The 23541-nt window shown below is 38.3% G+C and carries 22 protein-coding genes and 4 tRNA genes; 19 read left to right on the plus strand and 7 right to left on the minus strand.

The window, feature by feature from the left end; genetic code table 11:
- The first annotated feature begins 155 nt into the window (after nucleotides 1-155).
- From IX38_RS01930 to IX38_RS01940, 3 genes are all read left to right on the plus strand, one after another.
- Nucleotides 156-1181 (plus strand): DUF4421 family protein, encoded by a 1026-nt coding sequence (locus IX38_RS01930; RefSeq protein WP_034701156.1) that lies wholly within the window; start codon nucleotides 156-158, stop codon nucleotides 1179-1181.
- A 62-nt stretch (nucleotides 1182-1243) separates the two neighbouring features.
- Nucleotides 1244-2626 carry a phosphoglucosamine mutase gene (gene glmM / locus IX38_RS01935; protein ID WP_034701157.1) on the plus strand — a complete coding sequence of 461 codons (1383 nt, stop codon included), beginning with the start codon at nucleotides 1244-1246 and terminating at the stop codon, nucleotides 2624-2626.
- Between the two features lie 345 nt (nucleotides 2627-2971).
- Nucleotides 2972-4354, plus strand: coding sequence for a tetratricopeptide repeat protein (locus IX38_RS01940; protein WP_034701158.1), 1383 nt, complete (start codon nucleotides 2972-2974; stop codon nucleotides 4352-4354).
- A 416-nt stretch (nucleotides 4355-4770) separates the two neighbouring features.
- Here IX38_RS01940 and IX38_RS01945 read toward each other — a convergent pair whose 3' ends face one another.
- The 3 genes from IX38_RS01945 to IX38_RS01955 form a co-directional block, all read right to left on the minus strand.
- Nucleotides 4771-5661, minus strand: a complete 891-nt coding sequence (locus tag IX38_RS01945) for a DMT family transporter (protein WP_034701159.1) — start codon at nucleotides 5659-5661, stop codon at nucleotides 4771-4773.
- Entirely contained in the window at nucleotides 5648-6301 is a 654-nt protein-coding gene (aat, locus tag IX38_RS01950; protein ID WP_034701160.1) for a leucyl/phenylalanyl-tRNA--protein transferase, read from the minus strand. The genes IX38_RS01945 and aat overlap by 14 nt, the downstream gene beginning before the upstream one ends.
- Nucleotides 6302-6362: 61 nt before the next feature.
- Nucleotides 6363-6740: a DUF3127 domain-containing protein gene (locus IX38_RS01955; protein WP_034701161.1), complete on the minus strand. Its 378-nt coding sequence runs from the start codon at nucleotides 6738-6740 to the stop codon at nucleotides 6363-6365.
- A gap of 170 nt (nucleotides 6741-6910) precedes the next feature.
- Between IX38_RS01955 and IX38_RS01960 the strand changes: the two genes are divergently transcribed.
- The 14 genes from IX38_RS01960 to IX38_RS02025 all read left to right on the plus strand — a co-directional run bounded on the left by IX38_RS01960 (nucleotide 6911) and on the right by IX38_RS02025 (nucleotide 17177).
- A tRNA-Leu gene (locus IX38_RS01960) sits at nucleotides 6911-6995 on the plus strand.
- Nucleotide 6996: 1 nt separating this feature from the next.
- A tRNA-Gly gene (locus IX38_RS01965) sits at nucleotides 6997-7072 on the plus strand.
- 5 nt (nucleotides 7073-7077) lie between these two features.
- A tRNA-Leu gene (locus tag IX38_RS01970) sits at nucleotides 7078-7161 on the plus strand.
- A gap of 178 nt (nucleotides 7162-7339) precedes the next feature.
- Nucleotides 7340-7424: transfer RNA gene (locus tag IX38_RS01975), tRNA-Leu, on the plus strand.
- A 267-nt stretch (nucleotides 7425-7691) separates the two neighbouring features.
- The gene (locus IX38_RS01980) at nucleotides 7692-8399 is read left to right on the plus strand and encodes a response regulator transcription factor (protein ID WP_034701162.1); all 708 of its coding nucleotides are present in this window, start codon (nucleotides 7692-7694) and stop codon (nucleotides 8397-8399) included.
- Nucleotides 8400-8402: 3 nt separating this feature from the next.
- Nucleotides 8403-9806 carry a sensor histidine kinase gene (locus IX38_RS01985; RefSeq protein ID WP_034701163.1) on the plus strand — a complete coding sequence of 468 codons (1404 nt, stop codon included), beginning with the start codon at nucleotides 8403-8405 and terminating at the stop codon, nucleotides 9804-9806.
- A gap of 219 nt (nucleotides 9807-10025) precedes the next feature.
- Nucleotides 10026-10547, plus strand: coding sequence for a hypothetical protein (locus tag IX38_RS01990; protein ID WP_228377896.1), 522 nt, complete (start codon nucleotides 10026-10028; stop codon nucleotides 10545-10547).
- 36 nt (nucleotides 10548-10583) lie between these two features.
- Nucleotides 10584-11411 carry a YoaK family protein gene (locus IX38_RS01995; RefSeq protein WP_034701164.1) on the plus strand — a complete coding sequence of 276 codons (828 nt, stop codon included), beginning with the start codon at nucleotides 10584-10586 and terminating at the stop codon, nucleotides 11409-11411.
- 406 nt (nucleotides 11412-11817) lie between these two features.
- Nucleotides 11818-13614, plus strand: coding sequence for a DNA mismatch repair endonuclease MutL (gene mutL, locus IX38_RS02000; protein WP_034701165.1), 1797 nt, complete (start codon nucleotides 11818-11820; stop codon nucleotides 13612-13614).
- Between the two features lie 3 nt (nucleotides 13615-13617).
- Nucleotides 13618-14346: a rhomboid family intramembrane serine protease gene (locus IX38_RS02005; RefSeq protein WP_034701166.1), complete on the plus strand. Its 729-nt coding sequence runs from the start codon at nucleotides 13618-13620 to the stop codon at nucleotides 14344-14346.
- A gap of 4 nt (nucleotides 14347-14350) precedes the next feature.
- Nucleotides 14351-15340, plus strand: coding sequence for an endonuclease/exonuclease/phosphatase family protein (locus tag IX38_RS02010; protein ID WP_034701167.1), 990 nt, complete (start codon nucleotides 14351-14353; stop codon nucleotides 15338-15340).
- Between the two features lie 77 nt (nucleotides 15341-15417).
- A complete protein-coding gene (locus IX38_RS02015) occupies nucleotides 15418-16392 on the plus strand; it encodes an endonuclease/exonuclease/phosphatase family protein (protein ID WP_034701168.1) in 975 nt (324 codons plus the stop codon).
- 4 nt (nucleotides 16393-16396) lie between these two features.
- The gene (locus tag IX38_RS02020) at nucleotides 16397-16759 is read left to right on the plus strand and encodes a hypothetical protein (protein WP_034701169.1); all 363 of its coding nucleotides are present in this window, start codon (nucleotides 16397-16399) and stop codon (nucleotides 16757-16759) included.
- A gap of 37 nt (nucleotides 16760-16796) precedes the next feature.
- On the plus strand, nucleotides 16797-17177 hold the full coding sequence (locus tag IX38_RS02025; protein ID WP_034701170.1) for a hypothetical protein: 381 nt from the start codon (nucleotides 16797-16799) through the stop codon (nucleotides 17175-17177).
- A gap of 63 nt (nucleotides 17178-17240) precedes the next feature.
- Here IX38_RS02025 and IX38_RS02030 read toward each other — a convergent pair whose 3' ends face one another.
- Complete coding sequence (locus IX38_RS02030) at nucleotides 17241-18587, minus strand: serine hydrolase domain-containing protein (RefSeq protein WP_051884388.1); 1347 nt, start codon at nucleotides 18585-18587, stop codon at nucleotides 17241-17243.
- 197 nt (nucleotides 18588-18784) lie between these two features.
- Here IX38_RS02030 and IX38_RS21815 point away from each other — a divergent pair, with 197 nt between their 5' ends.
- Together IX38_RS21815 and IX38_RS02040 are read left to right on the plus strand one after the other, a co-directional pair.
- On the plus strand, nucleotides 18785-19834 hold the full coding sequence (locus tag IX38_RS21815) for a sensor histidine kinase (protein WP_051884390.1): 1050 nt from the start codon (nucleotides 18785-18787) through the stop codon (nucleotides 19832-19834).
- Nucleotides 19835-19838: 4 nt separating this feature from the next.
- Nucleotides 19839-20564 (plus strand): LytR/AlgR family response regulator transcription factor, encoded by a 726-nt coding sequence (locus IX38_RS02040; RefSeq protein ID WP_084680159.1) that lies wholly within the window; start codon nucleotides 19839-19841, stop codon nucleotides 20562-20564.
- A gap of 39 nt (nucleotides 20565-20603) precedes the next feature.
- Here the strand turns inward: IX38_RS02040 and IX38_RS02045 are convergent, their stop codons facing one another.
- From IX38_RS02045 to IX38_RS02055, 3 genes are all read right to left on the minus strand, one after another.
- Entirely contained in the window at nucleotides 20604-22121 is a 1518-nt protein-coding gene (locus IX38_RS02045; RefSeq protein WP_034701171.1) for a GH3 auxin-responsive promoter family protein, read from the minus strand.
- Nucleotides 22122-22226: 105 nt separating this feature from the next.
- Nucleotides 22227-22637 carry a BrxA/BrxB family bacilliredoxin gene (locus tag IX38_RS02050; protein ID WP_034701172.1) on the minus strand — a complete coding sequence of 137 codons (411 nt, stop codon included), beginning with the start codon at nucleotides 22635-22637 and terminating at the stop codon, nucleotides 22227-22229.
- A 401-nt stretch (nucleotides 22638-23038) separates the two neighbouring features.
- Nucleotides 23039-23485, minus strand: a complete 447-nt coding sequence (locus IX38_RS02055) for a GatB/YqeY domain-containing protein (protein ID WP_034701173.1) — start codon at nucleotides 23483-23485, stop codon at nucleotides 23039-23041.
- Between the last annotated feature and the right edge of the window lie 56 nt (nucleotides 23486-23541).

Here is a 23541-nt window from a genome sequence, read left to right on the forward strand (position 1 = left end):
TGTTTAAAGTACTCAGAAAGAACTTTGCACCGAAAAAATTCAGCTCCAAAAGGACCAAGTGCGACAAAGACTGCGGATGCTCATAATCCTGTTTTTAAGCTTATAATTGAAAAAATTGTAGTAATTTCATTTTTTAATACTAAAACCATTTCGATTTGAGCCCGAAATCAGCAGCTGTCTTTTTACTCTCTCTTCTGGCCGTTTTGGCAAAAGCCCAGGTTGATACTGCCAGAATCAAGTCCTATGCAGATCAGATAATGGTCCGCATAAATCTTGATACCAATGTTGAAAATTACATTTTTACGGAAGGCCCGGAGGATAACCCCTTAGAAACCATTTTTTCGATCAATAACAAAACAAGAGCTTCTTTTTCTGTTGATTACAGAATTATAAGTGCAACTATTTCATTTACCCCCGGTTTTCTTCCGGGAAATAATGACGATGCACTCAAGGGCAATAGCTCTTATACAGACCTGAGATTCAGGTTTTTTCCCAAAAAGTTTATTCAGACCGTTTACTACAAAAATGTAAAAGGATTTTACATGGAAAACATGAGTGACTTTTTCCCGGAATGGAAAGAAGGAACGGATCCGTACCTCCAGTTTCCTGATCTTAGAGTTCAGAGCTTCGGGGGATCTACTGCCTATGTACTCAAAGATAATTTTTCCCTCAAAAGCATTTATACACAGGGCGAATGGCAGAAAGAAAGCCGCGGGAGCTGGGTTCCTTTCGTGGATTATGACCTTTCTGTATTCAGAGATATTTTAAACAGGCAGAAAAGTAAAGAGACCCAGTACAGCTTCGGAGCCAATATGGGCTATTTTTACAATTGGGTACTGGGTGCCGGAAAAAGAGTAAATATTGCGCCCAATATCTCACTGGGACTGGGTGGAATGTTTTCCAACAGCTGGGATATTCGTGATGACGGGACAAAATTCAATAAAGAAAATACCCAATACCTGACCCTGAGATTTGCGGCAGGCCTTCATATAGGATACAATACAGACCGGTTTCTGTTCGGAGGAAAATTTAATGTAAACGCATATGCTTACAATGAGGATAACCAGAATGTACAAAACAATAACGTGTACGGCTTGCTTTATATAGGTTACCGTTTTCCACCACCGAAGGCTGTACAAAGAAATTACGACAAGATCCGGGAAAAGATACCTGTTTTATAACTTATAAGTCTTTTAAGTATCTTTGCCAAGAATAAAAACCAATTAAATAAAATAAGAACAGAATGTCATTAATAAAATCTATTTCAGGGATCAGAGGGACAATCGGCGGAAAAGTAAATGATAACTTGACGCCTCTGGATGTAGTGAAATTTGCATCTGCGTTCGGAACCTGGCTTCAGAATACACAGAATAAAAAGAATTTAACCCTGGTCATAGGAAGAGACGCCAGAATTTCCGGGGAAATGGTTTCCTCTCTGGTTAGTGCAACTTTACAGGGTCTTGGGATCAATGTTGTTGATTTAGGACTTTCCACCACTCCGACTGTCGAAATAATGGTTCCGGAACTGAAAGCAGACGGAGGAATCATTCTTACCGCTTCCCACAATCCAAAACAGTGGAATGCTCTTAAGCTGCTGAACGGCAAAGGAGAATTCATCAGCGGAGATGACGGGGCAAAAGTCCTTGCTCTGGCTGAAAGTGAAGATTTCAATTACGCAGAAGTGGATGACCTTGGAAAATATGAAACAAGAGATGATGCTTTTGATATTCATATTCAGCAGATTTTAGAATTACCGATGGTAGATGTTGAAGCCATTAAAGCTAAAAAATTCAAAATCGTTCTCGATGCCGTAAATTCTACAGGAGGAATTGCAATTCCAATGCTGCTGGACAAATTGGGCTGCGAGACTATAAAATTATACTGCGAACCGAACGGACAGTTCCCACACAACCCTGAACCTTTGAAAGAGCATTTGGGAGATATCTGTGAGCTTGTAAAAAAAGAAAGTGCAGATGTAGGAATTGTTGTAGATCCGGATGTAGACAGATTGGCCTTAATTGATGAAAAAGGCGAAATGTTCGGGGAAGAATATACCCTGGTTGCCGTAGCAGATTATTTACTGAAACATAAAAAAGGCGTTGCTGTGTCAAACCTTTCTTCAAGCCGTGCATTGAGAGATGTTGCCAGAAGCCACGATTCAGAATACTTTGCCAGTGCTGTAGGAGAAGTGAACGTAGTAAACCTTATGAAAGAGAAAAATGCTGTGATCGGAGGAGAAGGAAACGGAGGAATTATCTATCCTGACCTTCATTATGGAAGAGATTCTTTGGTAGGTGCTGCATTGTTCTTAACCCATCTAGCAAAAGAAAACAAAACAGTTTCCCAGCTGAGAGCCGGATATCCGGAATATTTCATGGGTAAAAAGAAGATAGAGCTTACCCCGGAGATTAATGTAGATGATATTTTAGCCAAAATGGAAAAAGAATATCAGAATGAAGAAGTTTCCACGGTAGATGGCGTTAAGATCGACTTTGAAAAGAACTGGGTGCATCTGAGAAAATCCAATACGGAACCCATCATCAGAATCTACACCGAGGCCCACTCACAGGAAGAAGCCGATAAGCTTGGAGATGATATTATTGCTAAAATCAAATCTTTAATTTAAACAGAACAGAACGGAACAGAAATGCTCCGTTCTTTTTTTACAGAAATTTACTTTCAAAAATTCTCTGAAAATTTGATAAAAAACAGGCCTGGAGTGTCGGAATTATGAGTGGCAAAAGACTCGCTGTGATTATTTAACCACAATTTCCGTTTTTTATCCACAATCCTTTTATCTCTTTTCTTTTTTTACTATCTTTAATATAGAAATTTATGAAAAATTAATTCAAAAAAAAGTTGCAACTTTGCATAAACATTTGAATTTCAGTTTCAGAGGTTATTATTAATTAATAAAGTTTGCCGAGGTTTGTAAGTATATTCAGACATCGGGCCGACAAAGACAACACTATTGGAAGAGTATTTTGGAAATGAACTTGTAAAAAAGTTCGAGGAAATGATGGAAAATAATGATGAATTCTACTTCGATACCGAAGAGTTAGAAGACATTATTGTTTATTATTTGGAGCTGGGTGATTTTAACTACGCAGACAATGCCGTTAACTATGGCCTGAAGCTTCATCCCAATTCATTGGATATCAAGATCAAAAGACTTGAGATTCTTTTGGAATGGGAAGATTATAATACCGCAAAAGAACTCATTGACGAACTAAAAGGCTCATCAATGGAAAATACAGACTTTATGGTCTGCTACGCGAAGTATTATTCGAACCTGGGAAACCCCAGAAAAGCCATTGACATCTGCAAAAAAGCTTTAGAACTGCAGGAAGAAGAGAACTTCCTTCACAACTTTATTGCAGACGAATATGTAAATTTGGGAGACCCCTTTAACGCTCTTAAACATTACAGAAAAGCTCTGAAAGAAGATCCTACGGATGAATATTCACTTGAAAACTGTATGATCTGTTTCAGCGACCTGAATAAGAGCGAGGAGGCTATTGCCTTTCTTAATGAATATTTAGATGAATTTGCCTATTCCGAAACCGCATGGTTCGAATACGGACAGTTCTACTTCAACAGAAAGAATTATGAAGAAGCCATAAAAGGATATGATTATCTGCTGGCCATTAATTCAAGTTCTGTAGGAGTATATGCTAACAAAGCAGCATGCTACGAAGCCTTAGGACAATATCAGAAGGCAGTAGAAGTATATGAGGAAATGCTTGAGCTTGAATATACCAAAGCATTTACATTTTACAAGATAGGATTGTGTTATAAAGCACAGAAACAGTCCATAATGGCACTTAATGCATTCCAGAGATCGTTGAGAGAAGACCCGCAGTTTTATCTTGCGATGATGGAGCAGTCTTATCTGTATGAAGAAATGGGAGGTATGAAAGAAGCGCTGCATTTTGCAATAGAAGCCACCCAGCTCAATGACAGTAACCTTGACTATCAGAAAAGGCTGGCGTTTCTGTTAATTGATTCCGGAAAATTTGAAGAAAGCCTTTCCTGCCTGAAAAAGCTGGTGGATGCCGAACCTTCAAGATTTTACAACTGGTATGCCTATTCAGAAGTACTGATGCTTCTTGGAGAATATGAAGAAGCAGTAACTATTCTGAACAACGCCATCAAGGTACATGACAGAGCTGAACTTTATTATCAGCTCAGCAACTGTTATTTCAATCTGAGAAATCCGGAAAAAGGGACAGAATCCCTTCAGAAAGCTTTAAGCATAGATTCATCTCTGGCTACGGATATGCAGAAGAAATATCCCTTTATTAAAGATGAGGTGAAGAAAGTCAAAGCCAAAGTGAAAAAGAAAAATTCTTAGGAAGTTGGAAGAGAGGGAATTTAAGATCGAAAGATCTGCCTTAATTCTCTTTAGCAGCTTAAAATTCTTAATGGTTTAAATTAAAATCAATAATAATAAATCCTGTAGCAATGCAGGATTTTTATTTTAATCCAAGTTTTGAGTAAATAATATAGTACGTTCAACAGCTCAATTAGGAGTGAAATGTAAAACTTGAAGAAAAATTAACCTGCTTTTAACACGAAACCTAGTTCTGATATTATAAATTGATACAAAGAGGATTCAATTGCATTGATTTAAAGCGAACGTTTATCCACGAACTTAATCAGCGGTTTTGCTTTCCTCCAAGTAAAAAGCATTTTTCATAAACCCTTGCGTGAACATGAATTAAAAGCAAAAATGTTTTTTCCAGCCACTCACCATATAAAGAGTGGAACTTACTTTTTTACAGCAACGGATTTAGCCCTTAAAAAGATCAGGCCCCCAATAATAACTCCTGCTCCCACAAACTGTAATACACTCAGTTTTTCACCATCTAGAAATCCCCAGATAATAGCAACAATAGGCATCAGCAGCGTTACTGTTGAGGCAAATAATGGGGTAGATACTTTCAGTAAACGGTAATTCAAAGTCATGGCCAGCCCGGTCCCAAAGACGGATAAAAGACCTACAAACATCAGTCCCAGCATATTATCTTCATTAAAGCTGAAGGTAGAAAAGAATCCTGTGAACATTAAAGAAATAAGGGAAGGGAAAAATAAAACAAATGAAAAAACAAAAGCTGATAAAATGGTGGAAGAAACATCCATAAGTTTAGATTTCACGGTGGTAGTGCTTAAGGCATAGCATAATGTAGCCACTAATAACAGCAATATCGGAATAAGCTTAAACTTTCCGCCTTCTCCATCCCCTCCGAATGCCAGTAAACAGACTCCCGCAAAACTGATCAGCGTTCCTACCATCTGTCTTTTGGTTGTTTCAAATTTCCAGATCAGTGCTCCCACAATAATCACGAATATCGGCATCATGGAATTGATAATTCCCGCAATGCTGCTGCTCACTTCCGTTTCTGCGATCGGAAACAGGAACATAGGAATAAAATTTCCTGTAAATGCAGCCAGAATAAGCCATTTCAGATGCTTTTTAGGGAAAAGCCTGTATTTCGAAATGGCAACCGGCATTAAAATGATTCCTGCAATTAAAACCCTGAGTGCTCCCACCTGGTACGGATTAAAATGCTCCAGAGACTTTTTGATCAGGATAAAAGAAGATCCCCAGATAAGAGTCAGTATGATAAGAAGAATCCATTTTTCTTTATCCGCGTTCATTGTTTTTGTGTAAGATTTTTAAAAATTCTTTTTTGGGAATCATTTTTGCGCCCAAACTTTCCAGGTGCTCGGTATGAGACTGGCAGTCAATTAGGTCCAGGGTGTCTTTGTTGCTTTCCACAAAGTGAATAAAGCCGGCTTTAGAGGCATTGCTTACTTTCGCAAACATACTTTCCCCGCAGAAGACATTGCCGATCTGAAGACCATAAAATCCGCCGACGAGTTCTCCATCCAGCCATACTTCAATACTTTTGGCCAGGCCGTAGTCGTGAAGTTTGATGAAAGACTCCATCAGTTCGTCCGAAAGCCAGGTTCCCGTCTGCTCTTTCCGGCTGGTTTGCTGGCAGTTTCGGATCACTTCCCTGAAATTTTTGTTCTCCGAAAATGTAAAAGTTCCCCTGTTCATTATCTTTCTCATGGATTTAGACACTTTCAGCTCATCCGGATACAGGACAAACCTGGGATCCGGGCTCCACCACAGGATTTCTTCACCGGGATTGTACCACGGAAAGATTCCCAGCTGGTAGGCGAACCAAATACGTTCAATGGACAGATCACCGCCGAAGGCAATCAGGCCTTTATGACCGTCATAAAGTTCAGGGTCGGGGAAAGAAATCTCGTTTTCGTCTAGTCGGACCATTTTTTGGGAAAAAAAATCCTACTTGAGCAAGCAGGATTTATATTGGATCTTATTCTTTTAATTAAAAAGGTAAATCATCGTCATCGTCGCCAGCGAAAGGGTTTTCGTTGGAAACCGGAGATGCAGACTGAGAAGGAGAGGCCTGAGTAGGCTCAGATCCGCTGTCCATCACTTTTTCAATTTTCCATCCTGTAATAGAATTGAAATATTTAGTTTCACCCTGAGGAGAAACCCATTCTCTTCCTCTGATGTTGATTCCCACTTTTACATTCTCACCTTCCTTAAGATGATCTAATAAACTGATCTTATCAGACAAAAATTCTATGTTTATCGGCTGTGGGTACTGTTCCTGGGTTAAAATAACCATTTCTCTTTTTTGAAAACCACTTGCAAATGTCTGAGCATCAAAAAGTTTCTTTACCGTTCCTTGTAATTCCATATTGTAATTATTAACGTTGTAAAAGTAAGAAAATGAAATGTAATAATAGAACGAGTGGGAAAAAAATCTATGAATTTTAATTTTTTTTTCTGAAAAGTTTGGAGGGAAAAGAAAATGTCCTATATTTGCACTCACAAAAACGAAGCAAGCTCTTTAAAATAAACAAACCAGCGGATGTGGTGTAATTGGTAGCCACGCCAGACTTAGGATCTGGTGCCGTGAGGCGTGGGGGTTCGAGTCCCTTCATCCGCACCATGCGAAAATAGCTCAGCTGGTAGAGCACAACCTTGCCAAGGTTGGGGTCGCGGGTTCGAGTCCCGTTTTTCGCTCCACACCTGCCCTGGTGGTGGAACTGGTAGACACGCAGGACTTAAAATCCTGTGTTCGTAAGAACGTGCGGGTTCAAGTCCCGCCCGGGGTACAAAACTCTCTGTAGAATTTCGACAGAGAGTTTTTTGTTTTAAGAAGGTTTGTAAAAGATAATGCTTCTGTATTCGCTTTTTGTGAGTATTTATGTTTTTTTTAGTTCTTATTTTAAGACAAATGTTTTATATTTGTGGTCTCAAAAGGAATTAAGTTCTTTAAATAAAGAAAAACCAGCGGATGTGGTGTAATTGGTAGCCACGCCAGACTTAGGATCTGGTGCCGTGAGGCGTGGGGGTTCGAGTCCCTTCATCCGCACCACACAAAAACTCTCTGTATTGTTTACAGAGAGTTTTTTGTTTTATGACTTAGCATAAACTGTTATTGAAAGCACTGCTTATCCTGATTAATTCTGCCTTTGCGGTAAAAATAAAATTGTTTTCAGGCATTTTCTTATACCGAATTCAGTTTTTAAATAAGAAAACTTTGCTTTTCATTATCTAAGATTTTTACGATCATAGAGTTTTGCTTTCTCTGTCTTCATTCCTATTCGCTCTTTTTCCCTATTTTTGTGAAATTCCTTATTCAATGAAAAAGATTATCCTCATCGAAGACGAAACCAGCGTTGTATCTTTTATAAAAAAAGGACTTCAGGAGAACGGGTACGAAGTTTCCGTTGCTTTTGACGGGCGTACAGGTGTACAGCTGGTGCAGGCCAACGATTTCGATCTGGTGGTTTTGGATATTATGCTGCCGGAAATGAACGGGCTGGATGTCTGCAAAGAGATCAGGAAAACCAACCTGCATGTTCCGATCCTGTTTTTAACAGCATTGGGAACCTCCGAAAATATTGTTCTGGGGCTTGAAAGCGGAGGAGATGACTACCTGGTAAAGCCTTTCAAGTTTATTGAATTAGTTGCCCGCGTGAAATCACTATTAAGAAGAAGCCACAGTATCAGTGTGCAGGAAATTGCTGAACCGGAACCGGACAATGAACATGTATTCCAGTTTTCAGACCTGGTCGTTAATGATTATACGAAGAAAGTGACCCGTGCCGGGGAAGAAATTTCTTTGACCTCTACAGAATATAAACTGCTGCTATACTTTCTCAATAATCCTGAAAAAGTAATTTCAAGAGCTGAAATCCTGGACGCAGTTTGGGGTGTCAATTATGATCTGGGAACGAATGTGGTAGATGTCTATGTGAATTATTTAAGAAAAAAGCTGGACAGTCAGGATGATAATAAGCTGATTCATACGGTGATAGGGATGGGGTATGTGCTGAAAAAATCTTAATGAATGTTTAATAAAGTGGTTACAAATCAGACCAAAACAATGGTGCTCCTTATGCTGGTGTTCACTGCCATCATTCTGCTGTTCAGTGGGTTGGTTTACTTTTCGATTGTCAACTTTTCACACCAGAGATTTTATGAGCTGCTGAAGATCCGTACAGCAACAATTGTTCAGATCGAAAAAAGCAAAGACCATTTAGATCTTCCCGAAAATCATATCCTTAGCAGCCTGAATGATGAAGAGCTTCCTATGGAGAGGGATTATGTTTTTGCGGTTCCTTCGGATTCCAATTTCAGGAAAATTTCACAGGAAGTCCACATTCCCGATTATTTTTTCAAAAGTATTGTCAGAAAAGGAGAGGCCAATTATAATGACAAAGAATTCTATTACATCGGGCAGACCTTTAAATATGATGATAAAGACTATATCGCCATTGCTTCTGCCAAGAATCATTATGTGATCTATTATCTCGGATTTTTAAAGAGGACACTGATCACCTGTATTGTACTTTCCCTGTTTTTCAGCATGATTTTTTCTTTTTATCTGTCTAAAACTTTATTCAGGCCTATTCTTAAAATTACCGGAAAAGTAAAAGAGATCAGCTCTGAAAATCTTCACCTCAGATTGGAGCCGCAACCGGATAACAAGGAGCTGAATGAGCTGGTAGACACTTTCAACGGAATGCTGAACCGTATAGAAACTTCATTTGAAACCCAAAACCACCTGATCGGAAATGTTTCCCACGAACTGAGAACCCCCCTCACCTCCATCATGGGAGAGGCAGACGTAGCACTTTCCATCAGCAGGACAGCAGACGAATATAAGGATACATTGGAGATCATCCTTGATGAAGCGGAAAAACTGGATAAAAAGATCAAAGCCTTACTTATGATCGCTCAGACCGGTTTCGACGGCAAGATCCAGAAAATGGATAAAGTAAGGATTGATCAGCTGCTTTGGGACGTGATTGAAACCCTCCGGAAAATTGATTCCAGAAATAATATCTATCTGGATATCAGTATGCTTCCTGATAATCCTAAAAAATTAAAAGTACAGGGCAATGAGCAGCTGCTGCATCTCGCAGTGGCTAATATCATCAGCAACGGCTGTAAATATTCTAATTTCCAGCAGGTAAAGGTTTCTCTGGGAGCCACAGATACGGATGTTTATATCATTGTAAAAGATTTCGGGATAGGAATTCCGGAAGTTGAGATGAACAAGATCTATGATCCTTTCTTCAGGGCTTCCAACACCAAAAACTACGAAGGCTACGGAATCGGGCTTCCACTGGCGAGAAATATCGTAAGAATGCACCAGGGTGAACTGATTGTAAGCTCCCATGAAAACCAGGGAACTACCGTTCAAATGCGTTTTCCTAATTTCTATAGCACAAGGCCGGAAGGGGTTTAGTGGCAAAAATCAAATTCAAAGTAAGCAGAATGTAAAATCTGCCCAATCTCTTAAATCTGGGAGAAATCTATATACTTTATTCTCATCACTAATCTCTCAAAACGTTCGTATTAACGGCAGTTAACAATATTCTAATCTCATTTTAATCTCTTTAATCACATTTTAATTCCGTTCCAAAGGGCTTTTAATCTTGCCGCTTTAGTTTTGTATCATCAAAATATGACAACAAACCTAAATCTAAAAGATATGACCAAAACCATCTTAATCGCCACGGATTACTCTCTTGAGTCACTGAACATATTGAAAAAAGTACTGAAAGAGAAAGAAGCATCGGAAGACCAGGACCAGTATAATATTCTTTTGGTTTCAGGATACGATCCCGGGGATTCCATAAGAGACCTTCTGTTTAACACAAAAAGCATCATTTTTAACAAGATCAGGCCGCAGGAATTCTGTGATGCATACGGAATCATCAGGAATAAATATCCTCACCTGGTTAATAAAATCATCTGCGATATTTTCACAGGAAGCTTTCAGAGGGCATTCAACAATTATGTGAAAGCGGAAAATATCCAGGAAGCTTACTATTCTCCATCCATTAAAAGTAAGGGCAAAGGAAAATTTGATATTGCTCCGTATATCAAAAAATGCAGGGAACTTCAGGTTCATGAAATTAAGGTGCAGACCGCCGAAAGGCTTCCGGAAAGAGGAAGACTGGCCGAAATCTTTGTTGAGGTTTGAAAAATGAATAAAGCACAATTATTAAAAGAATAAAAAATGTTAAGAAATTATAGTAACAGCCGAACGTTGGGAGACAATATCAGATTGGGAACGCTGACTGCATTTACTGCAGGGACTATAAATATTGCCTCCCTGTTGATTTTTCTCTCTTTTACATCAAATGTAACAGGGCACTACGCCATATTGGCGGCGGAAATCAGTAAAGGAAACTGGACGCAGGTAGCTGTGGTAGGAGTGTGGATCTTCCTGTTCTTCTTCGGAAGCTTTCTGTCCAACTTTATAGTGATCAACTTTAATAAAAAGAGTAAATATTTTGCCCATTCCATGCCTCTTGTTCTGGAAATCATATGTCTGCTGTTTGTGGGAATATACGGGCAGTTTTATTATCAGAAAACACTGGAAGAAACAGAATATCTGGTTGCGCTGATGCTTTTTGCAACCGGACTTCAGAATGGTCTTACGGCAAGTATCTCCAATTTCTCGGTGAAAACGACCCACCTTACGGGTACCACTACCGACCTTGGAATCCTGCTTTCCATGTTTACCCAGAAAAAATACAGGAAAAACGGGGAGCTGATCGGAAGAGCAAAGCTGCTTATGAGCATCATGGCCGCCTATGTTTTAGGAGCTGTTTTCTCCGGGCTTACGTATTACTATCTTGAATTCAGGGTGTTTTATGTGATCAGTTTGTGTCTTTTGACTGTAATCGGGTATGATGCTTATAAAATCCATATAAGACACTTCAATACCAGGTACCGTTACAGCAGGATTTATAAAAAGCCCACCCTGTTAGCTTATCTGTACGATAAGGTCCATGGAATTCCAAAAAGAAAAGAAAAAAGAACACTTGTTTTTGATAAGTAAGGAAAATAAATATCAGTATTATTTTTTGTGTAAACTAGCTGTGAATCACTCCTTTTCGATGGTAGAAAAGGGGTGGTTTTTTGTTTGCTAAAACACAAAATTATTTAACACAAAGGTTGACCAATCCTATTCATATTTAAGCCTGAAAGGATGGAATCATCCAGACAGATGTATTATCCATTGGCGAAGCACATCTCTTTGCCCAACTGAAAACTAAAGCAATTCATCATTAAACTTTGCGTTAAAAACACAAGCTTATTTTTTCAATATTTTTTCCAGCCATAGATAAAAATAGAACCGGACAGCAAATTGTGATTAAAATGTTGATAATTAAATTTTAATTCCCGGTTTTATTGTTTTAATTCCCGTTTCCATTGTCTATTTTTGTAAGTTGATTATACGTTTTATGTCAGATATTATTCAGCTTTTACCGGATCATGTAGCTAACCAGATTGCAGCAGGAGAAGTGGTGCAGAGACCCGCATCCATTGTGAAGGAACTTTTGGAAAATGCTATTGATGCAGGTGCGTCCAAGATAGAATTGATTATCAGGGATGCCGGAAAAAACCTGATCCAGGTGGTGGACGACGGAAAGGGAATGTCTGAAACCGATGCCAGAATGGCTTTTGAAAGACATGCTACGTCAAAGATCAGAGCAACAGAAGATATTTTCAAAATTGCTACGAAAGGATTCAGGGGTGAAGCATTGGCTTCTATCGCTGCGGTTTCACAGGTTGAACTGAGAACGAAGCAGAATGACGCTAAAATAGGCACAAATATCTATATTGAAGGTGGCGTGTTTCAGTTTCAGGACCCGATACAGACTGCCGACGGATCAAATTTTCTGGTGAAAAACCTCTTCTACAATGTTCCTGCCAGAAGAAAATTCCTGAAAAATAATAATGTTGAGTTCAGGCATGTCATTGACGAGTTCCAGCGTGTTGCATTAGCTCACGAAAACCTGGAGTTTTCCCTTTTTCATGATGATGAGGCTGTTTTCAGGCTGAGAAAAGGAAGCCAGATGCAGCGTATTGTAGATGTTTTCGGGCGCAAACTGCAGCCACAGCTGATTCCTATCAAAGAAGATATTATCTGGTGTAAACTTCATGGATTTGTTGCAAAACCTGAAGGTGCCAAAAAATCGAGAGGAGAGCAGTTTCTTTTCGTCAACGGAAGATATTTCAGAAGTCCATATTTTAATAAAGCGGTTCAGGAAGCTTTTGAAGGTCTGCTTCAACCAAGCTATGTTCCTACTTTTTTTCTTTATCTGGAAATGGATCCGGAAAAAATAGATGTGAATATCCATCCTCAGAAAACCGAGGTGAAATTTGAAGATGAACATCTCATCTTTGCATTGCTCCGTTCCACTATTAAAAGATCTTTAGGGATTTATAACGTTTCTCCGAGCCTTGATTTTGATAAAGATCCTGAAATGGATGCGATGATGAACAAACCGTTCCCAAGTAAGGGGAACAGCGGTGGAGGGATGCTCAAAATGCCGGAAATCACAGTAGACAAGGACTATAATCCGTTTATTGAAGAAAGGAATGTACGTCCCGAAGAGATCCAGAATCTTACGGAAATGTACCACCAGAATATTACAGCAGAACCTTCAAAGATCAATTTATTTGAAGACGAAGATTTTGATGAGGATCTGATGAGATTGCCGAACGGCTACTGGCTTTTCAATAAAGGAGATGTAACCCTGATGCTGGATTTGGGAAGAATGCACAGGCTGGTTGTTGCTGAAAACAACAAAACATCAAGGAAGAGCAATCTCAATATCAACCCAAACAGCCATTCACTTCTGTTTTCCCTGGAGTACCATATGAATGAAATAGAAAAGAATAAATATAATTCTTTCAAAAAATTTCTTCCTGAACTCGGGTTTGACATGAAAATTGCACATGAAAGCGTGCTGAGGATAGATGCGCTTCCCGAAGGACTGAAAGAAACCCAGGCCATGAAGTTCCTGGAGAATCTTTTTGAGATCCTGGAGTATAAGACAGAAGAAGAATTCATGCAGTTTTATCTCAATCAGTGGAGCAAAATGCATTCAAAATCAAGATTTGACTTTATCTATAAAAAAGATGCGGAACAGGTGATCAAAGATTTTACAGCGCTAGGCTTCCCGGAATTTTTACCGGATGGCAAAAGATGCTTTTATGAAGTTCCGTTTAATGATTTTAAAAACAAATTTTAAAAAATGTTTAACAATATACCGCCTATCACAAGGAATATTATTATTATCAACATAATCGTATTCATTGGTACTTACTTTCTTGGAAACCAGGTAATCGGTTATCTTGCCGGCTTTTACCCGTTTTCTCCTTTTTTCCATTCGTGGCAGATCATTACCCACATGTTTATGCATGGAAGCATTATGCATATTTTGTTTAATATGCTGACACTGTACAGTTTCGGGCCTATCCTGGAGCAGGCTTTGGGTGAGAAAAAGTATCTTATCCTTTATTTTCTGAGCGGATTGGGAGCTTTCTTCCTTTTCAATTTATGGAATTTTGTTGAAGCCCAGCAGCTTACAAATGAATTGCAGCAGCTTGGGTTCAATGTCAATGCCTATCTATCCGGAGCAAGCGTAGGTTTTAGTGGAGACGCGGCATCCGTTCTTAAGCAAAAAGAGTTATTGGAAAGCTTTAAAGGGATTGTAGCAACCCCTATGGTCGGTGCTTCCGGAGCTATTTTCGGAGTTGTGGCAGCTTTTGCTACCCTGTATCCCGATTCCAAGATTATGATGATGTTTATTCCGATTCCAATCAAGGTAAAATACCTGATGCCGATCGTCATTGTAGTTTCCATATATCTTGGAGTTTCCGGAAACGGAGGAGGCATTGCCCATCTCGCTCACGTTGGAGGAGCATTAGTGGGCTGGATTCTTGCAAGGATCTGGAGAAAACATCTGTATAGATTCAATTAGAACTGTGAAAATCTTCCGTCTTATCATATTGATTCTGCATGTAGGCATTTTGTTCCTGCTGCTTTGCACTCTTTTGAACGCCTATGTACCACCGAAAATATTTCCGTGGTTTAATCTGCTTTCTTTAGGGTTTCCTGTTCTTATTGTCACCTATGCCGTGTTTACGCTTTTCTGGCTTTTCAGCTGGAAAAAGAGAACATTTGTATTCATGCTGGCCGGACTTATTTTTATCAGTCCTGTACAAAGATGGGTGAATTTTTCTTCCGGTAAAAAAGAAACAGCAGATCTGAAAGTGATTACTTTTAATATCAAAGCGGGCTTGATGGGAGCTTCTGACATCGAGAAATATCTGAATAATGCCAACGCTGATGTCATTATGTTGCAGGAGGCGGGCAAAAAAGTTTCTGTCAGAGATATGAATGTAGTTGATAAGAATGGAATCCTCAAAGTCTTTTCAAAACATAAAATTATAGACTCCAAAGAGCTTATCAAGAGTGATTATGAGAATAATAATGCCTATGCTTCTCAGGCTGATATTGAAATCCGGGGAAAAGTATACCGTTTCATCAATATTTATCTGGAACCGTTTAAGTTTGAAAAAAGCATGGTCAAAGTGGATGGGCTCAAAGAGGAAGACGAGAGAAAGCTGAAAAATATTGTAAAAAGACTTATTCCGGTTTTTAAAAAACACCAGGATCAGATAGAGAGTATTAAAGAAGGAATTGAAAATTCACCTTATCCTGTGATTGTTATGGGAGACCTTAATTCTGTTCCCAATTCTTATGAATATTACCATTTGTCTGACGGGCTTCAGGATGCTTTTGTAAAAGCGGGAAAAGGAAGTGCAACAAGCTTCCACGACTACAAATTTCCAATCAGGATCGACTATATTTTTACATCAAAAACCATACGGCCAATTACCTATAAAGTTGACCGGACTGTAAAGTTTTCAGACCATTATCCGGTTACCGCAACATTTTCACTAAATAACTAATAATCATAAAATTAGTTAAAGCTGACAGTCTTGGTAGGGTTTTTGATTAAAAGAAACCGTACCCAGAATGTTATTTCATGAAGCCGAGCCAATTACTCCTGTTTATACATATCGTTGTTGCCGTGTTGCTGCTATGCACACTGGGGAACGCGTGGATCCCGCCTAATTTTTTAGGTGTCCTTAACCTGCTTTCCCTTGGATTCCCTTATCTGATTTTAGTATATGTTCTGCTGACGCTGATATGGGTTTTTAAAAGAAAAAAAGTGGCCATTGCTTTTGCACTTGGAGCCCTTCTTTTTTACAATCCGGTAAGACGGTGGGTGAATTTTTCCCCAAAAACAGAAAGTTTAAAGTCGATCAGAGATATTAAGGTCCTGACCTTTAACGTAAAATATGGAGATTTTGGCTGGGACAAAGTAAAAAAATATATCGCAGATCAGGATGCTGATATTATCCTTGTTCAGGAAAAAGATACCAACAGGGCGATAAGCCGTGATATGATAAAATATCCTTCGGTGATCTTAAAAACAAAGCATAAGATTTTAAGACAGGAACCCCTGATCGAAGAAAAAGCAAGAGGAAACTCTTTCTATGCAGATATAGATATCAACGGAAAAATCATACGTGTAGTGAATGTGTATCTGGAGCCTTTCAGACTGCAAAAAGCCATGTTTAAGTTTGAAGGTTTGGCGAAAGAAGGAGGGAAAATTGCGACTCTTCTATCTCATATGACCCCTACCTTCAAAGCACATGAAGACCAGATTCGTAAGATCCGGAAAGTAATTGATTTTTCACCTTACCCGGTGATTCTGGCGGGAGATTTCAATTCCGTACCCAATTCATATGAATATTATAACCTCGGAAAAGATCTTCAGGATGCTTTCCTTACGGTAGGAAATGGGGCTTCCACGAGTTTTCATGATTACAAGGTGCCGCTGAGGATTGACTATATTTTCACTTCAAAATCCATTATTCCCTTAAGCTATAAAGTGGATCACTCTGTAAAATTATCGGATCACTATCCTGTAATTGCAGAATTTCTGCTAAATTAGTTCCATGAAAAATTTACTGTCTGCCGTTTTTATTGTATCACTGTTATTAATGGCCTGTTCAAAGAAGGAAACCCCGGGTTTTACAACTGAACAGCCGGTGAAGGTGCAATACGATACAGTTGCTGTAGACTCATTTTCAACAGGCGCCACATCGGTAGATATTGTCCGCCAGATCAGAATGTCGTCACAGAAATATCAGGACTCTATAAAACAGGCTGAAAAACTTCAGAAAGAAGAGCAGAAGCTGAAAGCAGAGCTTGAGAAAGAAAATAAAAAGAAGCTGGAAGAAGAAAAGAAAAAAACCGAGACGGAAAAGAAACCGAAAATTTCTGACAATCAATCTTCTGCCGGGGCGAAAACAGAATAAGATTCACAATTAGAAAACATTTAAAAAAATATACAATATGAAAAAACAAATTTTAGCCGCCGCTGCAATAGCAGTACTTGCTGTATCATGTACAAAGTCATCAACTAAAACAGAGCAGGTTGAAAATACTGACGGATCAGTAACCACAACTACGACTACCGTTTCAGAAAATCCTTCTGTTAATATAGATACCGCTAAAATAGACAAGGCTAAAGAAAATGTAAAAACTAAAGTTGATGCAGCCGGAAACAAAATAGATGACGCTGCTCAGAAAGCTAAAGAAGATCTTAATAAAGCCGGAAAAGATATCAAAGCCGGGGCAAAAGAGGTAGGACATGACGTAAAAGATGCGGCGGCAAAAGGAGCAGCCAAAGTAGAAGAAGGTGCGAAAAAATTAAAAGAAGATCTTAAAAAATAATTTATCTGAAATTAATCAGAATTTAAAAACCGCAGTAAAAACTGCGGTTTTTTTTATTGTCTCTTATGCTATTTTTTTACATTTTATAGACTGTTTGCCCTGTTTCATTTGTATTCCCGTTACTTTTCCTTTTTTATCGAGCAAAAACTGAAGTTCTGCATTATTTTTTCTGGCATAGAAAGTATTATCTGATTTTCGTTCTAACAGCATTTTTTCACCATCATTTCCGTTCTCATACATGCTGAGAAACAAGTGATTTTTCCCTGCCTGAGTTATTTGAATTTTTCCGAGAGTGATGATCCCCGCCAATTGTGCTTTATAGACACCGTGATAAATTTCTGTTGGTGGTGCAGTTTCTTTCTTATAGGTTGTAAAATCAGGATATGTGTACCTTTTCTGATAATACTTCGAAATTACTCCCAATACGATCTCATTTAGTTTCATGTTTGTTCCGTTGGAAAGAACCGAAATGCTAACTTTCTCATCCGGGAAATATCCTGTGAATGAATGAAATTCATCTATTCTTCCAGAGTGTCCGTAGCCAGATTTTTCATAAAAAGGAGTTTTAAAAAGCCCATATCCGTAACCTTTGGCATTTGTTTTCTGCATTTGTATCAATGAATTTCTGGAGACTAATTTCCCGTTAAACAATTCGTTCATCAATTTTGATAAGTCTTCGGTTGTAGATACTATTGCTCCTGCGGCAAAAGTGAAACCCGGGTTTGTTTCAGGTTCTTTAGACCATTTTTCTCCGTCAAAGAGATAGGAGGTGTTTCTTTTAGAGTATTCGGTTTCAGATGTTTCACAATAGGTGTTTTTTAGCCCGGTTTTATCAGCGATTCTTATTTTCACATGATCTGCGTAGGATTTTTTCGTAATGTCTTCTATAATGTAACCGAGAAGCGTATAATTTGAATTGCTGTAACCACAATCGTCACCCGGTTTGAAGTCCGGTTTGCCTTGCAGAATCAATTTCAGCATCTCTTCCTTTGAGTAATTTTTTCTTTTTGAAATGTAATAATCTTCCCATTCCAGATAATTATAAATACCACTTGTGTGGTTGAGCAGATTTCCGATTGTGATTTTATCCGCATATTTAATAGCCGGATAAAACTGGTTGAGTTTTGTGTCGAGTGTAAGCTTGCCTTCTTCTATAAGCTGAAAAATAATAATTGATGTAAAAATTTTAGTAATGGAGCCAATCCTGTACTTATCTGTGCTGTCCGGAAATTTGTTGAATTCACCTTTATAAATGGTTTCACCATTTTTTTGAAGCAAAACACTGCCGGAAAATGCATTGTTTTCCTGAAAGTAATTCATCAGGCTGTCAATCGGTTTTTTGTAATCCGCATTTTGTGCAGAAACCAAACTAAAAATAGTGAAGACAAATATGAACCAGATTTTTTTCATAGTTAATTTTTATTTGATGCAAATAAAGAAATACTCTATGCTGAATTTTTGTTTTTTTGACCAACAGGGCTAAAACCCGGACATACAGTTTGTGTGTTCCCTGATTATTATTTGTCCGTGAATAACACCTGTTGATGTAAAAAAGCAGTACACCGCTATTGAAAATATTTAACTTTACGATTTTATTCAGACAAACAATGAAAATACCTAAAGGATATCTTTTAATCAGGCTGCTGCTAAATATTGTATTTACGGGAGTTATACTATTTGCTGCGGTCAATAGTAATGATAAAAGTTTGCCTTCAGGTTTTATTTTACTGTATAACATCCTGCTTTTTGTTCCTGCGTGGATCAATAATTTTTGGCTTTTTCCAAACCTCCGGCGTAACAGGAAGATAAAGCATTATTTAATTTCAGTAATGGTGCTTTTCTTTGTTTCGGTAATTATATTGGGCCAATATTTACAATGGCTCTACGATCAATTTAACACCAGGGAACTGGATCATTTTACATCATTAGCAGCCACATCTTCTGCTCCCGGTATATTGGAAAACTATCAATATTATTTTGATGTTTATCCGGGAATTATTATTGTAATGGTTGCTATGGTAATCGGCTATTCTGTACAGGAATTTTTATTAAAAATTAAAAAAGAAGAATATATCCATGCTCAACAGACTATTGCAGAGCTCAGCCTGTTAAAATCGCAAATAAGTCCTCATTTTCTCTTCAACGTATTGAATAGTTTGTATGCTTTATCCCTTAAAATGTCGGAAGAAACGCCCGATGTTATTTTAAAGCTGTCCGATATCTTACGGTATTCTTTATATGAATCGCAGGAAAAAGAAATTTCTGTTGGCAACGAAATACATATTCTCAATACATACATTGATATTGAGCGATTAAGGTTGCCCGAAAATGCAAGCATTTCTTTCCATCATCATCAGGTAAAAGATTCGGTTAAAATTGCGCCTATGCTTTTATTGCCTTTGATAGAAAATGCTTTTAAACACGGTACCGATTCTACCATTGGTGTTTCTTACATCACCGCATCATTAAGCTGCAATGATAATAGCCTTATATTTGCCTGCAAAAACAGTTTTAAAGAATCGGCAAAGAAAGATTTTGGAGGAATCGGCATAGAAAATATACGTAAGCGTCTGCAATTGCTGTACCCTTCAAAACACCTGTTTGAAATTGAAAAAAGCAAAGACGTTTTTAATGTTACCCTTGAAATAAAATTCTAAAAAAATGATGAAAATAAGATGTTTAGTGGTAGATGATGAAAAACTGGCTCAGGATGTTTTAATTCATCATATTTCAAAATTTGATATTCTGCAGTTAGAAGGAATCTGCAATAACGTTTTTGAATTGATAACATTTTTAAACCAGAATAAAAATATTGATTTAATTTTTTTAGATATAAAAATGCCTGAAATAAACGGGACTGATTTTGTTGATATGTTTAACAATCCTCCTGCAATTATCTATACCACCGCCTACAATCAATATGCTTTAAATGCTTTTAACCAAAGTGCGGTAGATTATTTGTTAAAGCCCATATCCCTGGACCGTTTTTCTAAAAGTATACAAAAAGCAACTCAAATTTTAAGAGCAGCACAGCATCCAGCTTCAATAACTGAAAAAAGCAACGACTGTTTTTATGTAAAAAGCGACAAGCGTCTGGTGAAAATTAATCCTGCCGAACTGGTTTATATAGAAGGAATGCGCAACTACATCCGTTTATACACCGAAACCGACAAAATAATGGTTCTCGGGACATTAGCTTCTGTTGAAGAAAGCTTAAAACATCTGGACTACATTTGCAGGGTTCATAAATCTTTTTTTATTAATCTGAATAAAATCAACTATTTGGAACAAAATGTAATTGTACTGACCAATAAAAAAAGTATTCCTGTCGGATTAAGCTACCGCAGTCAGGTTTATGAAAAATTGAAAATAATGCAGGCAAAATAAATGAATATTCCATGCAATACATCGCGGAAAATATAAACTTTATGCCTTATTCAATTCCAGCAAAGGATCTATATACTCTCTGTCGTTGCTCAGTCTCGGAACCTTATTCTGGCCGCCGAGTTTGCCCTTGGATTCCAGCCAATGGTAGAACAGATGAGGTTTCGCGATGTGCACGATCGGTCTTTTCAGTGTCAGATTGTTGTATCTTTTGGCTTCATAATCGGAATTGATCATTTTTAAATGATGATCAAAAGCATCTGTAAAACGGTCAAGGTCATCCGGATGATGGCTGAATTCAAAGATCCATTCATGGGCACCGCTTTCGTTCTCTTTCATGAAAACGGGAGCTCCCGTAAAATCTGTGATGCTTGCCCCGGTCACTTCGCAGGCTTTGGAAAGGGCAGATTCCACATTGGTAATCATAAGCTCTTCCCCGAATGCATTGATATAATGTTTGGTTCTTCCCGTAATTTTTATTCTGAAAGGGTTGGTTGAAGTAAATATAACCGTATCCCCGATCAGGTATCTCCAGAGCCCTCCGTTGGTCGTGATCACCATTGCGTAGTTTTTCCCTGCTTCAACGTCTTCCAGGTTAACCACTTTCGGATTGGAAAAATGAAACTGATCCATTGGAATGAACTCATAAAAAATACCATAATCCAGCATCAGAAGCATTTCGTCGCTGTCCGACCTGTCCTGTATCCCGAAGAAGCCTTCAGAAGCATTGTAAATTTCGTAGTAATTGATCTTTTTTCCGATGATCTGCCTGTACTGGTCCTTATAGGGCTTGAAACTGATTCCGCCATGAAAAAAGACCTCTAAATTAGGCCATAGCTCGGAAATGTTCCCGCTGCCGGTTTCTTTTAAAACCCTCTGAAGAAGTACCATCATCCAGCTAGGAACCCCGAGAATACTTCCCACATCTTCATTTTTTACTTCCGAAGTAATGGCTTTTAGCTTGCTTTCCCATTCAGACATCAGGGAAACCTTTTTGCTTGGTGTTGTGGTGATCTCTACCCAAAAAGGCAGATTATCAATTAAAATAGCGGAAAGATCCCCGAATTTGGTGTTGAAATCTGCATGGAGCTCGGAACTTCCTCCCAGGCGCAGGTTTTTATTGGTGAAAAGCTGGTTTTCCGGATGGTTGTTGGCATAGATGGAAACCATATCTTTTCCCGCTTTCATGTGGCAATATTCAAGACTTTCCGTAGAAATCGGAATGAACTTGCTCTTTGCATTTGTTGTTCCCGATGACTTTGCGAAATGTTTGATGTAGCCAGGCCAGCTTACATCTTTGTGTCCCTGTCTGGCTCTTTCAATAAAAGGCTCAAAATCTTCGTAAGTAACGACCGGAACCTTGTTTTTAAAGTCCTGATAGCTAGAAATAGAATTGAAGCCGTATGCTTTGCCGTATTCCGTGTCTTCAGCATGAAACAACTGTGAAAAGAGTATGCCTTTCTGTGTTTCAATGGGATGATCCATGAAATTCTGAATCTGATCTATCCTTTGGCGGATAAACCAGTTGACGACAGTGTTGAAAAGTGCCTTTGTTGCCATTCCAACAAATATAATAATATTTGGATTTTTAAAGAATTTTTATGGTGTTAAATAAAAAAAACCGCTACAAATTATGTAACGGTTCTGTATCTGGGTTTATTATTTCTAGCAATACTCATCGAAAGCAGCCTGGAGATTCGCTGCAATAGCCCCTGCAGGGTTTCCTTCGATGTGATGTCTTTCCAGCATATGAACAAGTTCACCATCTTTGAAAAGAGCTACACACGGAGAGCTTGGAGGGAATGGAGCAAGGTGCTTTCTTGCCTCTGCTACAGCTTCTGTATCGAATCCTGCAAAAACAGTTGTTAAATGATCAGGCTTTTTGTCTCCTGTCAAAGAATATACAACGCCGGGTCTTGCCGCCCCTGCTGCACATCCACATACTGAATTAATAACCAATAAAGTAGTTCCCGGCTGCTTTAAAGCCTCTTCTACCTGTGCCGGAGATGTTAAATCTTCGAAACCTTTATCTGTAAGTTCTGCCTTCATAGGCATTACTAAATCTGTTGGATACATATAATTTGTTTTTTATCACTACAAAGTTAAACAATTCTCCGCTTTTGTTCAATATATAAAAACTATCAATGCTTTAGGCAGATAAAATTAAAGTTAATATTATATTTCAATTATTGTATAAAATGCATGACATAAAAATGTGAATAACGCTAAATGCCTGTGAAATTTGAAATGATTCTGAAAACAAAAAGGGATGAAAATTTTTATGCCTATTCTTAAGCAACCAATTTTAAGTAAAGATTTGTCATTATCCAAAATGAATCCCGGAACGCGAAGCGTTCCGGGATTCTTTAATCAAATCGATATGCAAAGGTTGGATATCCTGTTTTGGTTTGGGATGTGTGTTCGGGATGTAAGTTTTTAAGCATGCAAAAAAATCTTAATCCAAACGCGGTCCTCTTTTACGAAAGAAGCTTCTTGGCCATTTCGGAAATGCTTTTTCCGTCAGACTTTCCGGCTAATGCCTTTGAAGCGGCTCCCATTACCTTCCCTAGGTCTTTGGCAGACTCAGCTCCGGTTTGTGAGATAATATTCTTGATTTCTGCCTCCAGTTCTTCCGGGCTAAGCTGTTTAGGCAGGAACTTCTCAATCACTTTCATCTGTGCCTCTTCCACTTCTGCAAGGTCATTTCTTCCCTGTGCCGAAAACTGCTCGAAAGAATCTTTACGCTGCTTGATCATTCTCTGAAGAATGGCAATTTCCTGTTCTTCAGAAACTTCAACGCCTCTGGCTTCAGTTTGTAGATTTAAAATCTGAGCTTTTACAGCTCTCAGAGAATCCAGAGCCACTCTGTCTTTCTCTCTCATAGCTGTTTTAATAGCTTCACTTATAGTATTTTCTAAACTCATGGTTTTAAATTTAATAATGTATCAATGTAACAGTTTACCAATTAGAAGCTTTGCAA

The organism is Chryseobacterium luteum, from assembly GCF_000737785.1.
Lineage (GTDB): Bacteria > Bacteroidota > Bacteroidia > Flavobacteriales > Weeksellaceae > Chryseobacterium > Chryseobacterium luteum.